The following is a 12,337-nucleotide window of genomic DNA, read 5'->3' as shown; positions in this document are numbered from 1 at the left end:
AATCGAAGAGTCGCCCGAGGCTCATGTCGTGCATGCGCAGAGCCGGCAGCGACTGGGCCGCTGCCAGCATCGGTGATCGAGCGCGTACTGACGACTACGCGGTGAACGTGCCCTTGAGATCGACGGAGAGGTTGTTCCCGAACCGGTAGTGGAGCAGGCGTTTGCGGTGCATCTGGTGCACAGCTACCCCCGGAGAAATCCCCACCTGCCTCGCGGCGTGGACGATCTCGCCGTCCCGGCTGAGCCCCTCGAACGGCGCGATGCCCTGCTCGCCGAACAGTGTCTCGAAGGCGAACTGGTTCGCGCCCTTCTCGGCGGCGCTGGTGCGCTTCTTCTCCGTCTTGTACTCCAGGTGCATCTCACCGCGGGGGTCGTTGAGCACATGACCGAGTTCGTGGAACAAGGTCCAGGTCACGAACCCGTCCTTGCCCCAACGGCCCGTCTGCTGGATCACCGGAACCCGTTTGTCAATCCACCGTGTCATCCCGAGCAGCGGGAAGTTCTTCGGAGGCTCGACGACAACGAAGACGACACCAACCTCCGAGAGCAGGCTGGCGATGTCACGGAGCATCGTGGCGTCGGGACACGCGGCCCGGGCACGGAGCTCCGGCAGCGCGGCACGCAGCTGCGCCCCGTCGTAATCGTACTTCCGGCCTCGTTCGAACGGCTCGGTGAGTTCCGCGGCGCGAAGCCATGTCGTCAGAGCGGTCGGCGCGACGTCGGCGCCGGACTCCTTCAACGCCGCGAGGGCGTAGTCCCCCTGCGACGCGGTCTCATGGAGGTGCTCGTAGACCTCCCATGTCCCGCAGCGGTGGAAGGCGAGGAAGTCCGACACCAGTCGGCCCGGATTGGCTCGCGTGGCGGTGGTCGCGCCGAGGCTGCGCAGGTAGGTCGCCGCGTTCGAGTCAATGACGCCGGCGTGCTGCGCCAGGTCCCCCTCGTCGGCTATGCGGTTAAGGTCCGCACGGTACGCGGCTTCGTATCGCAGCCACGCGTCGGCGGGTATCCCCACGACACGCTCCAGCCGCCCCGCGGTATCTGGTGTGATCGGAGCACGTCCGTGGATGATCTCGTTGACCTGCTTACGGCTGCAGCCCAGCATCTCGGCGACGCGCTGCTGGGAGAAGCCCTGGTCGTCGACCCACTCCTCCAGGTACTCCCCGGGGGCGACGGCGTAGTTGGTGGTAGTCATTGGCTTCTCCTCTCAGTGGTAGTCATTGATCTCGGTGACAGTGACGGTGACCGCGTCCCAGGGCTCTACCTCGCCTTCGGGGCGAATCAGCAGCCTGTAGTTGCCGCTGAGCTTCCCGGCCCACTCGCCGGCGTGGTCCTCATGAAGCTGGTGCCAGTAGCCCAGCGGGTCGATGGTTTCCAGTTCGCCAACGTTTGTGGCTATGCGCAGAGCGTTTACTCGCAGACGCAGCTTCGCGGCGATGTCACCACGCTTCTTCCGCATCGCGCGCTCGTCCGTGCACAACTTCTGGAGCTTCCGGTCCTCATAAAGCACTTCCAACAGGTGTCACCGATTCCGTTACAGTCTAACGCAGGCCGATCGCGCATTATGCCGCATGTGACGAACAAGGCCCACCGAGATTCGTCGTACGGACGCAGCCAGAACTCCGACCTGCATCCGTGGCGATCTGAGGGTATCGACGGGGCGCAACAGGACCATGACGCCATGCCGCTGGTCGCCCGTTCGGGCCACAGAGACGGGCACCGTTGCATCCGGAGGAAACCTCGCGTTGCAGGCGACTCTCGCCCTATGGCCGCGGCATGGAACCAGGCCACGAGCAGCTGTTGACGATCGCCCGAGACGATCGACCGGTTGCGCATCAGCCGGACCATTTCGAGCCGACGGGCGCGTAAGGGTAAGGCTGTCCCGTCTCGGTTGATCTGATACGGCCCACTTCCCTGACCTGCGGTGCGTCAGATTGTTTGAGACGAACGTACGGGCGCGCCGCCTCAGTTGATCTGACGTAGATCATTGAATGAACGCCTTCCCCGGTTCTTTGCCGAGGCCGGATTGAGGACCGCCGACGCCGACCCGCCGCTGGTGCCGCCACAGACCGTGTCGTCATAGTTGTTGCGCCACAACGTGATCGGGAGGGCCATGCGCCAACTGCAATGAGACAGAACAGTTCAGTTGCGCCCATTGAACTGAGACACGCCGCGCGAATACGTCAGATCACCCGAAACTGCGCCACATCAGAGGAGACAGGACATAGGCGTGCCCACTGACCTGCTTGTCATTGAGCCAAATGTGCGCCGCCGATAATCGTCACCTATGTCAGCACCTCGCCCGAGAGAGTGAGCAGCACGATGGTCGAACTTCTAGGCCGGGCCCGTGGGAGTAGGGCTGCTCGATCCCGGAGGCCGGTCGGTCTCGCGCCCTGAAGGCCACCACGCGGGTGCATCAATGCCGTCGGCCCATAGTTCGCGTTCGTGACGCAGAAGCTCGTGGGTCTGTTCCCAGAAACCTGCAGGTGGTAGGGACCAATCATCGGCTGGACCGTCGGACGAGCTGGCCGCGTCGATGTCCTCCGTCATGTGTTGTCCTCCTCGTGGACGGTGATCGCTTCGGGTGGCACCCCTAGCATGATCGTGGCTGTCGACAGATGATTCGCACTGGCGACACGCATTCGGCAGATCCCTCTCCATAGACCGTTCGCCAGTCGAAGCCAGACGATCTGATGTGCCGGCAACAGAGGTTCAACCCGCGCCCCGAACGCACGTGCCCCGCAGGGATCGATCCACCGTCTGCGAAAGCGGGCGGGACGGCCGCATGACGGGTCGATCGCACCCACGTCGAGCATCCCGGACGTCGAACACAGGTTCGAGTGTAGTGGTAATGTCACGGCTCGGGGGTGCGAGAGCCAGGCTCTGCCTCGTTGCGCCGGGAAGCCCTACGTCCAGCAGACCGAGTTCTCGCACCCCTCAGTCGTTGGTTGCCCAATCCTGTTGCTCTGCGGAACATCAGCCACTCATCGCTGCATCTGATCGTCGTTGCCAACACGACGATGAGCGAAGGAGAACATGGCGATGACGGACGACAATGACCTGCGCACCGAGTCGGCATCCGCCGAGGGCGTCACTGGCGAACATACTGTTGACCAGTCCCTGGTCGACGGTCCGGCCGTCGTCGTGATCGTCGTGGCCCTGGGCGGTCTGCTGACCGGCTGGTTCGGCGCCCTGACGTTGTGCGGATCGGGGGCGGTGGCGGCGGTGATGCTCGCGGTGGTGGTGGCTGCGGTCGCGGCCCTGTTCTGGGCGTTCGACAAGGCTCCGGGCGCGTTGACGGTGTTCGTGGTCGCGGTGGCGGTTGGATTCGTGATGTGTCTGATGTATCTCGTCTTCAGCGTGTAGTCCGCCGGGCGGGGCTCCTGCCCTCGCGGGCAGCTGCCGACAGCCCGGCGGCGCGATACCGTTCCCGACTGGCGGGGACTGTGGTGGCCTACGATGCGGGCAGTTGAGCCGAAATCGGCTGGCGAGTGGGGTGAAGGGACGGGCGGGTGGCGGTTGTAGCGGTCACCATGGGGGTGCATTACCGGTGGGAGTTGCCGCCGGCGGTGCAGGGACAGTTGCGGTTGGCTCATGCGTTGCGTGATGAGTTGGTCACCGCCCAGTACGAGGTGGATGCGGCACTCAAGGCGGTGTGGTCGCAGGTGCCGCAGGTCGCCGCGGCCGAGGAGACGTTAGCGGCCGCCCAGCGTGAGGTGGAGGCGGCCGAACAGGTGGTGGCCACGCTGCGCGGCGATACCCGCCGCCGGGTGACCGGTCCGACGGCGGCGCGGCTGGCCGAGACACGCAAGACCGTGCGGGATGCTCGTGTGCGCCGACGCACCGAGATCAACCAGGCCCGAGAGCTGGTCGACCCACAGATCCGCGAGATCCATCAGCAGCTGTATGCGCGGCACAAGCAGCTCTACCAGCAGTATTGCACCGACGGCGACCTGTTCTGGGCCACGTTCAATGCGGTGGTCGCCGACCACAAATCGACAATGAAAAAGATAGCGGCACAACGCAAACAAGGACGCAGCGCCAATCTCAACCGGCGCCGGTTCGACGGCACCGGCACCATCACCGTGCAGCTGCAGCGTGAGGCCGGCGGTCCGCCGCGCAGCCCGCAGGCCGTCGCGGATCCGGCCGGACGGTACCGCAACCTGCTGGTGGTGCCGTGGACTGATCCGCAGCAGTGGGCGGCGTTGACGCGTGCCGAGCAACGCCGCCGCGGGCGGGTGACGGTCCGGATGCGGTGCGGGCAAACCGATGGGCAACCGCAATGGATCGAGGTGCCTGTTCAGCAGCATCGCATGCTGCCCGCCGACGCCGAGATCCTGCTGGCGCGGCTGACGGTGTGGCGGGTCAGTGACCAGCGGCGTGCGCAGATCTCGCTGGTAGCACGTGTCAGCGACCCGCCAGACCTCGCGCGGACGGGGCCGGATGTGGCGGTGCGGTTGGGATGGCGCGAGGACGGCGAGTGTCTGATTGTTGCCGACTGGCGGGCCAGCCGGCCGATCACGATCGGCGAGCATCTGCGTGAGCTGGTGTCGGTCGACGCTGACGGGATGACCGGGCAGGTGCGGCTACCGCGGTCGGTGCCCGATCAGGTCGGCTACGCCGCGACGCTCGGCGCGCAGCGTACCGAGGCGATGCTCGAGACCCGGGCGGCGGTGGTCGACTGGCTCGCCGCGCATGGCCCCCTCCCCCACCCTGGCGACCCGACACAGCTGCTGCACCACACCGAGGTGGCCCAGTGGGCCGGGCCAGGGCGGCTGGCGTGGCTGCATCAGCAGTGGTCACAACAGCCACCCGACGGTGCCGCCGACATCATCGGGGTGCTGCAGCGGTGGCGGCACACCGATATTCCGGTGTGGCGACGCCAGGAACACTCTCGCCGCAAAGCAATGCGCCGGCGCCGCGACTTCTACCGGCAGGTCGCCGCCCACCTCGTCGATCTGGCCGGCCGGGTGGTGGTCGACGACCTGGCGCTTGCGGACGTGTCGGCGGCGGCGGCGCGTGGTGACAGTGCGCTGCATCCGCAGGTCCGGCGTGCGGTCGCGCAGCGGCGCAGGGTCGCCGCTCCGGGGTCGCTGCGGGAGTTGCTGGTGGCTGCGGCCGCCCGTGAGGGAGTAGCGGTGACCACCGTGTCTGCGTCGGGGTTGTCGCGCACGCATCCTGCTTGCGGTCACCTCAGCGCCACACGCACCGTTGTCGACGGTGCGATGGTGTGTGCGGGCTGCGGGCAACGCTATGACCACCATCGCGCGGCGACAGCGACCATGCTCAGCCGCGCATCAGGTGATGAACATGCTGCTCGCCCAACACGTTAGGGACGTATAAGCGTGATTGTCGATGCTGGGGATGGTGCATCGCTACCAGTAAGCGCGAAGTTTACCCACCCCATCCGATACACCAGCTGGGAGGCCCCGTGGGTGTGGTGTTCGCGTTACCATGCGTCGGCACTGTCTGGTGTGCCGCTACCTACCCTCAGCCTAGTCCGGTGGTGGTCGTCGCTGCGCGGCGGTGGGTCGCAGGTGACGCAGCAGGTCTGGTCTGCCCTGGTCGAAGGAGTTCTGCGCGCGGCGGCGGTGACTGTCGCCGCTGATCAGCCCGACCCTCGGTGAAATCCCGTGAGCCACACGGTACTCGGCGGCGGTCATGTCGTGGCCGGCGAGATGTCGAGCGTTGATGTGCCGCAGGCGGCGGCCACATTCGTGGCACAGCACGGTGTGTCCGTCGTCGTCGAGGCGACCGTAGATGCCGAACCCCGACCGGGCGATCTCGTCGCCGTCGGCGACCGGACGGGTGGTGCGGTCGCGGACCTCCAGGACGCGGTGGCGCGAGCAGTAACCCGACCCGGTCGCACGGTCCGGACACCCGCGGTGCGCGCACCGCCACACCTGCCCCAACTGGTGCGGGTCGACACTGAACAGGTCGGCGAGCACCACGGGCAGCGACACGGATGGTGCGGTGAACGCGGCGGCGAGCACAGCTGCGACCGCCTGGCGGGTGCGGTCGACCGGTACCGCCAGATTCCATCGTCCGACCAGCACCGTCTGGGCCAGGATGTCCTCGGACACTCCGGCCTCACGACAGAGGGTGGCCAGCATCTGCGCGACGTCGACGACCTGGGTGGAGCGGCGGCCGACCACACCGGCCACCTGCCCGATCACCGCATCACCCTCCGGCCGGTCGGCGGCGTCGTCGCAGATCCGCGCGACTGCGGCGGCCACGAACGACGTCAGCTCCGCGCTGCGCGGGTTGCGGTGATCCGCCGAGGCAGCCGCGATGACCGCGGCCAGCGCGGGAATCGGTCGCGCGATCGGGAGCCCGTCGATCACTTGCGCCTGCGCCCAGTCGAGCCGATCGGGCGGGGCCAGGATGCGCGCGGTCGATCGGTAGGACCGTTGGGTGTTCATGGCGATCTCCGGCACCACCACGCCGGCATCGGGGGTGATGCCGTGCAGGGTCAGTGCTGTCGTCGCGGTCAGCACCGCGTCCGGGGCCGGCAACGCCAGCCGGTCCTCACCCCACATCGCCGGGCGCGTCAGCAGCCAGGCACACCGTGCGTCAGACAGCACTGTCGGCACGGTTTCGGTGACGCTGTGATGGCGATAGAGGCCACGCTGCAGGGTGATGAGCAGTCCGGCCTCGCGCATGCGTTTGGTGTCCTGGCGGTTCAGGCCCAGCATCTCGATCTGCGCCGAGGTGATCAGCCCCCACTGGCGGGCACACGCCGCGGCCACCCGCCGCTGTTTGTCCTCGGTCACCCGCACCGTGTGCACCCTCTCCCCGGCAGCGAACTCAGCGTAACCGCGCGGCTCGCGCCCCCAGAGCGGCAGTCACCGAGGGCAGTCGGTGGCGTAGGTCACAGGTGACGGTGGGGAACTTTCCCGGCTGCTCCGTGCATCTGATCGGTGTCCATACGCCACACCGTGGCACACCGAACATCACTCGATAGGAGCACCGATTCATGGCTGCAACACCGATCCGCCGCGTCCTCGCCGGCACCCTGCTCGCCGCCGGGCTGGCCACCTTCGGAGCCGGAGCCGCATTCGCCGCCGATCCCGGCGGCGCCCTGCCCGCACCCGAAGGGTCGTCGAATGGCAGCGTCCTGGACCTGGTGGTCACCCAGGACTTCGGCGATCCCGGCGGGGATGACCTCACCCGCAAGGGCTACGGCGACCCGATCGGCGACGCCGGCCAGCTCAAGGTGTATCGCCCCTACTGACCGCTTCCTGAGCAGTATCCGCGCGATCCGGCCCGCCACGATCCAGTGGCGGGCCGGATCTGTTGCTACCCGCAGCGCGGGTGGCCGCACAGCGGCGGCGAGTCTGTCCGACTGTGCTGTGATGATGAACGGCACCGCCCTTTCGAGGGGGAGAAATGGTGCCGATGGCGAACCGGGCGGTGGCCACGAGCTGATAGGAGTCGTTCACGTGAATGATGCAGCGCATGGCGGCGACCCGTGCACCGCGTTGCGGCGCATGGTCAGCGACCTGACTGCGGTTGCCAGCCGGGGTGCGCATTGCCCGTCGACTTGTGCGGAGCTGCGGGCAGCAGCGGCCGCGCTCAACAACAGCGATCCTCGTTTCTGGGGTGGCGCCGACGGGGTCGATCCTGCGGTGGTGGCCGACCTGATCGCCGCCTCCCTGGCCCACCAGTTGCGCACCGACGCCATCGCCAACCCCGAGGTCGGCCGCTACGTCGCCGCCGGCCGCCGATACTTCGCAGACCTGGCGGTGCAGTATCGACAGCACACCCCTGTCTGAGCAGAAAACTGCAGTTCATACGGCTCACGCGTAGGTCGATGTGACCGGTTAGGGTGTCGGCGGGAACAAAACGATGGTCGGGGGACATCAGACTTCCGACACGTTCGCCTGACACATCATTTCGAGGGGAAAACAATCATGTCGGACAGCACCGCCACCAACACCACGCCCGCGCAGCCCACCATCAGCCCGGACCGCCCGTATGACGAGTCCACCGATCCGGCCGCCACACCCACCCCCGCGGCGCAGCCCGCGTCGGCTGCCGAACCCGCGGCCGCGCAGCAGCAGCCGGCACCGGTCGGCGGTGAGGACAACGTCAGCTACACCACCGACAGCGCCGGCAACGATGTGGCCGTGCACTACGACGAGGCCGGCAATGTCACCCTGATGGAGGCCGACACCAACGCCGACGGCCTGGTCGATATCGCTGCAGCGCCCACCGCCGACGGTGGGGTGGAGATCATCTCCGACACCGACTACGACGGCGAGGTCGACACCATCGCCCATGTCGACGAGGCCGGCAACACCACCCAGATCGACATGGTCGACGATGGTCAGATCGTGGCTACCGCAGTCGATTACGACGGCAACGGCCAGATCGACACGCTGGTCGCCGACACCGACCGCGACGGCCGCGCCGACGGCATCGCCGTGGACACCGACGGCGACGGCACCTTCGACTCTTACGGCGCCGACACCGACGGCGACGGCCAACTCGATACCTACGGCGTGGACTACGACGGCGACGGCCAGATCGACTCCTACTCCGACGATTCGGGTAACACCTACGGTGAGGACCCCAGCCCGAGCCCGGAAGGCCCCGACACCAGCGGTGGCTACGACGACACGATCGTCTGACAGACTCCGGACAGCCGCAGCCCCACAGCACCAGCCACTGCCATCCATGACGGCCGTGCCGCAACAGTGCGGCACGGCCGCAGTGGTATTCACTCACCGTATGCCCTCGGGATGAAGTGCGCGCAGGGCCGCCGATTGGCCCCGCCTCAGTTCGTCTCAGGACTGGCTGGGGTCATGCTCGCGCAGACGGGCGGCCAGCTGGGTGCGAGCTCGGTTCAGTCGGGATTTGACCGTCTGTACGCCGACACCCTGGTGGGCGGCGATGTCGGCGTAGGTGAGGTCGCCGAACTCGCGCAGCACGATCGCTTCGCGGAAGTCCTCGGGCAACGCGGCCAGGGCGTCACGGACGGCGTCCCGCAGCGCGATCTGCTCGTCGAACGCGGCGCTGCCGTCGTCGTCGACGAGCTGGATCGGCTGCTCAGGGTCGGTGAAGTCGGTGAGGTGGGTGTTGGCTTTGCGTTTGCGTACGATCGCCAGCGCGTTGTTGGCGGCGATGCGGTGCAGCCAGGTCGAGAACTTGGCCTCGCCACGAAATTTGTGCAGGTTCTGCCACGCCGCGACCAACGTGTTCTGCAGGGCGTCCTCGGCGTCGTGGGTGTTGGTGCAGATGTTGAGGCACACCGCCCACACGTGGGTGCGGTGCGCGCCGACGAGGTCGGCGAAGGCCTGCTGGTCGCCGCTGCGGGCCGCTACCAGTAGCTCCGCTTCGTCCATCAACTCCCCCACCTCGGTGCGCTCATCGCACTGACCATTTCAGAGATCGTACTGTCCCTCGTCATCGCCGCCGTCGACGTCGTGGCTGAGCGCGGCAGCCTCGTCGTAGTGTTCTGCGTGGGTGCCGGGATCGACGTCGATGTCCTCGGCAGCGACCGCCGCGAAATCCGGCGACTCGTCGCCGGATTCATGGTCAGCGGTGGCGACATCGGTGTGATCGGCGTCGTCGTCTGCGGTGATGATCATGTCGTCATCGTCGGGCGTTGGGGTGTCATCCATGTCGGGCACCGTGTCCGGGTCCGCAGTCGCCGACGGATCGAACGCGGCCTGCACCGCGTGGTCCCACACCCCTGCCGGCGGCGGTGGTAACGCATCGACATCGATGCCTAGCGACGCCAGTAGCGACGGCTCCTCAGGCATGGGCGAAGTCTCCAATCGAGTATCGGATGTGCTGTCACCGCCCACTGGTGCCGGCGGCTACTCACAGCATCTGATGCTACGGCCACCGGCGATTGTTCCCACCGCTGTCTCGCCCTGGCCTGGTCCGCCAGCTATCCAGACGTCCTCGCCCTGCGCTCGGACCCAGCGGCATTCCACTACCGGCGGCCCCCCCCCCGGCGGCCTGCCCGTTTCCGTCTGGCCCTGGCCACGACTGTGGTCGCACCCTTTCGTGCCGTGCGTCGGCACACACCAACACTGTGTGTGTTCCAGAGCACACGGCGGTAAGGGAACTTCCGGCTGGAGTCCCGGCATCTCATCTGTGTCTTTGCGAATGCGCTACACCACACAACACCGACAACAAGGAGCTTCCTGATGTATCCCTCTCAGTCGTCACCGTCTGCATCGCCGCGCCCGACCATGCCGCCGCCCGCGCCGCAGCGCGCGAGCACCCCGATGCCGGCCACGAATGTCGGCTGGGCGGTAGCAGCCGTGATCTTCTTCTGGCCGTTGGCGTTTGCCGCGTTCACTCACTCGTCGAACGTGACCGGGCTGTGGTTGTCCGGAGATCACATCGCCGCAGAAGACGCCTCCCGTCGCGCCAAAACACTCGGCAAGGTCGCGCTGGCGATCTGGGCGGTCCTGACCGTCGCGGTGATCGTGTTCTACGCGGTGGTGATCGCCACCGCCCTGGCCTCGGCCAGTTCCTACTCCTACTACTGACCTCCTGCTGGGGCCGTTCACGCTTCGCGTGGCGGCCCCAGCGTCATGTCTGCCTACGCCCGGGCGGCGTCGGTGACTCCTCACCGCTACTCGTCATCCGATCCTGCAGTGACACAGCGCCCCTGGGGGTGACCCCCGGGTTCCCCGATTCGATGCCCCCGGCCCCAAGCCACTTGTCATCGGCACGAGGTTGGCACCTGCCCCAGCCTCGAGTGAGGAGCTCCATGTATCCGCGTCAACGCAACACCGACACTTCCACCACGCCCGACCCGAACGCACCGGACGCACCGGACATGCCCGACCCCCATGCCGGGTGGGCCGGTGTCGGTCTGGTGTTCTTCTGGCCGCTGGGGATCGTCGCACTCCACCATGCCTCCCGGGTCACCGGGCTGTGGCTCACCGGCGACCACGCTGGTGCCCACCATGCCTCCGAGCGCGCTCGGGCGTTGGGGTCGCTGGCACTGGGCGTCTGGACGTGGGCGGTTCTGGTCTGCGCATTGGTCGCCTGGTCGATGCTGTGACGCACGGGCCCGCTGCGCAGCACGGGATCACTCGTGGACACCAACTGGTGTGGGGTGTTGGGGAACATTCCCGGCAGTCGGACGCATCTCATTATTGTCCCGGTCGGGACCAGGACAGGGTAATTGGCGTCAAATACTGTGCGCCACAAACATATCTGTCCTGCACTACCAACAACGAAGGGGAAAGATCACCCATGTCAGAACGACGACGACTGTTCACTCGCCAGCTGCGTATCACCGCAGTTACCGGGTTGGCGGCCGCAGCGGTGGCAGGTTCGGCCCTGGCTGCCGGCGCTGCGAGTGCCGGGGGCGGCCCGGACGGCTATGTCTACACCCCGCCCACTCACGCCAAACCGTCGGTGCCGCATCAGGGGGGTACCTCCCCCACGGACGTGGCTCCGAGGTCTTCCTCGAAGGCTCCCCATCAGAGGGGCACCTCTCCCACCGACGGTGCGCGCATCGGGCATCAGGGGGGCACCTCTCCCACCGACGGGGCGCACATCGGGCATCAGGGGGGCACCTCCCCCACCGACAGGGCGCCACGCTGAGCTAGCGTCCTGCTGCACTCCCGACGGCCCGCGTCTCCTACCTGGAGGCGCGGGCCGTCGGCCTGTCTGCCGCATCTCCCCCGGCTGGTCGTCGTCGGGGTGGCCGATCACTCATCACCACATCGGATCGATACTGGCGATCGGACCGGTAGCCGAACGCCCGGCCCGGATGCTGGTCGGGCGTGGCACGACACTTTACTGCTGGATCGCTACCTGTAGCGCCGGCGCGGTGAGGGTGGGCAGCGCCTTGCCGAGACGGGCGGCGCTGTCGGCGAGGATCGGCCAGGGTTCGATCAGCTCGGCCTGCCAGCACGCCCAGGGGATCGGGCCGGCACCGAACATGTCGGCCAGCATCGGGTGGCGACTGCGGGCGATACGGTCGGCTTGTACCTCGACCGCTGCGACCAGCTGCCACCGCACGGCCGCGGGGAGGTAGGCCGGTAGCCGACGGGCAGCCTCCTCGACCGCGTCGGTTGATCCGGTCGCAGCGGCGATGAGGTGGGCGGCACGCTCGGCCAACGCCCGTGGGGTGGGTTGCACCATGCGCTCGACCGGAGATGACGGGTCGAATCGCACACTCGGTGCTGGGTCGCCTGCTCTATCGGTCATGGTGTCGCAGTGTAGCGTCCGCTCTGCGCGCCGCGAGAAGTCTGACCTCGGTATTCAGTGGCGGGTGGTGTGCAGGCGGGTGCTGATGTAGGTGATGAGCAGTGTTGCGGTCAGCAGCAGGGCGCTGCCCGACAGCACGAGTGTGGTCGCCGAT

The 12,337-nt window shown here is 67.2% G+C and carries 14 protein-coding genes; 7 read left to right on the top strand and 7 right to left on the bottom strand.

Annotation, left to right across the window (positions count from 1 at the left end):
- Positions 1–94 precede the first annotated feature (94 nt).
- The 3 genes from OSB52_RS19130 to OSB52_RS19120 form a co-directional block, all read right to left on the bottom strand.
- Positions 95–1,192, bottom strand: coding sequence for a HigA family addiction module antitoxin (locus OSB52_RS19130; RefSeq protein ID WP_266063110.1), 1,098 nt, complete (start codon positions 1,190–1,192; stop codon positions 95–97).
- A 12-nt stretch (positions 1,193–1,204) separates the two neighbouring features.
- Positions 1,205–1,456, bottom strand: coding sequence for a plasmid maintenance system killer protein (locus OSB52_RS19125; protein ID WP_372512453.1), 252 nt, complete (start codon positions 1,454–1,456; stop codon positions 1,205–1,207).
- Between the two features lie 506 nt (positions 1,457–1,962).
- Positions 1,963–2,112, bottom strand: a complete 150-nt coding sequence (locus tag OSB52_RS19120; protein WP_266063109.1) for a hypothetical protein — start codon at positions 2,110–2,112, stop codon at positions 1,963–1,965.
- A 927-nt stretch (positions 2,113–3,039) separates the two neighbouring features.
- On the opposite strand from OSB52_RS19120, the gene OSB52_RS19115 reads away from it, so the two are divergent.
- Both OSB52_RS19115 and OSB52_RS19110 read left to right on the top strand, forming a co-directional pair.
- Positions 3,040–3,363, top strand: a complete 324-nt coding sequence (locus tag OSB52_RS19115; protein WP_266063108.1) for a hypothetical protein — start codon at positions 3,040–3,042, stop codon at positions 3,361–3,363.
- Between the two features lie 146 nt (positions 3,364–3,509).
- Entirely contained in the window at positions 3,510–5,330 is a 1,821-nt protein-coding gene (locus tag OSB52_RS19110; protein WP_266063107.1) for a hypothetical protein, read from the top strand.
- Positions 5,331–5,492: 162 nt separating this feature from the next.
- On the opposite strand, the gene OSB52_RS25045 is transcribed toward OSB52_RS19110, so the two are convergent.
- Positions 5,493–6,770 carry a MucR family transcriptional regulator gene (locus tag OSB52_RS25045; RefSeq protein WP_266063106.1) on the bottom strand — a complete coding sequence of 426 codons (1,278 nt, stop codon included), beginning with the start codon at positions 6,768–6,770 and terminating at the stop codon, positions 5,493–5,495.
- A 203-nt stretch (positions 6,771–6,973) separates the two neighbouring features.
- On the opposite strand from OSB52_RS25045, the gene OSB52_RS19100 reads away from it, so the two are divergent.
- The 3 genes from OSB52_RS19100 (at position 6,974) to OSB52_RS19090 (ending at position 8,630) form a co-directional block, all read left to right on the top strand.
- Entirely contained in the window at positions 6,974–7,231 is a 258-nt protein-coding gene (locus tag OSB52_RS19100; protein ID WP_266063105.1) for a hypothetical protein, read from the top strand.
- A 208-nt stretch (positions 7,232–7,439) separates the two neighbouring features.
- The gene (locus tag OSB52_RS19095) at positions 7,440–7,772 is read left to right on the top strand and encodes a hypothetical protein (RefSeq protein WP_266063104.1); all 333 of its coding nucleotides are present in this window, start codon (positions 7,440–7,442) and stop codon (positions 7,770–7,772) included.
- 138 nt (positions 7,773–7,910) lie between these two features.
- Positions 7,911–8,630, top strand: a complete 720-nt coding sequence (locus tag OSB52_RS19090; protein ID WP_266063103.1) for a hypothetical protein — start codon at positions 7,911–7,913, stop codon at positions 8,628–8,630.
- 156 nt (positions 8,631–8,786) lie between these two features.
- On the opposite strand, the gene OSB52_RS19085 is transcribed toward OSB52_RS19090, so the two are convergent.
- Positions 8,787–9,344, bottom strand: a complete 558-nt coding sequence (locus OSB52_RS19085) for an RNA polymerase sigma factor (protein WP_266063102.1) — start codon at positions 9,342–9,344, stop codon at positions 8,787–8,789.
- Positions 9,345–9,383: 39 nt separating this feature from the next.
- Positions 9,384–9,764 carry a hypothetical protein gene (locus OSB52_RS19080; RefSeq protein WP_266063101.1) on the bottom strand — a complete coding sequence of 127 codons (381 nt, stop codon included), beginning with the start codon at positions 9,762–9,764 and terminating at the stop codon, positions 9,384–9,386.
- A 393-nt stretch (positions 9,765–10,157) separates the two neighbouring features.
- Here OSB52_RS19080 and OSB52_RS19075 point away from each other — a divergent pair, with 393 nt between their 5' ends.
- Together OSB52_RS19075 and OSB52_RS19070 are read left to right on the top strand one after the other, a co-directional pair.
- Entirely contained in the window at positions 10,158–10,505 is a 348-nt protein-coding gene (locus tag OSB52_RS19075; RefSeq protein ID WP_266063100.1) for a CD225/dispanin family protein, read from the top strand.
- Between the two features lie 224 nt (positions 10,506–10,729).
- Positions 10,730–11,026, top strand: a complete 297-nt coding sequence (locus tag OSB52_RS19070) for a CD225/dispanin family protein (protein ID WP_266063099.1) — start codon at positions 10,730–10,732, stop codon at positions 11,024–11,026.
- Positions 11,027–11,769: 743 nt separating this feature from the next.
- Here the strand turns inward: OSB52_RS19070 and OSB52_RS19065 are convergent.
- Positions 11,770–12,183, bottom strand: a complete 414-nt coding sequence (locus OSB52_RS19065) for a hypothetical protein (protein ID WP_266063098.1) — start codon at positions 12,181–12,183, stop codon at positions 11,770–11,772.
- Positions 12,184–12,337: the final 154 nt, after the last annotated feature.

Source organism: Gordonia aquimaris (assembly GCF_026262595.1).
Classification (GTDB): Bacteria; Actinomycetota; Actinomycetes; order Mycobacteriales; family Mycobacteriaceae; genus Gordonia; species Gordonia tangerina.
Note: the sequence above shows the minus strand (reverse complement) of the source record. Positions and strands in the feature narration are given on the sequence as shown.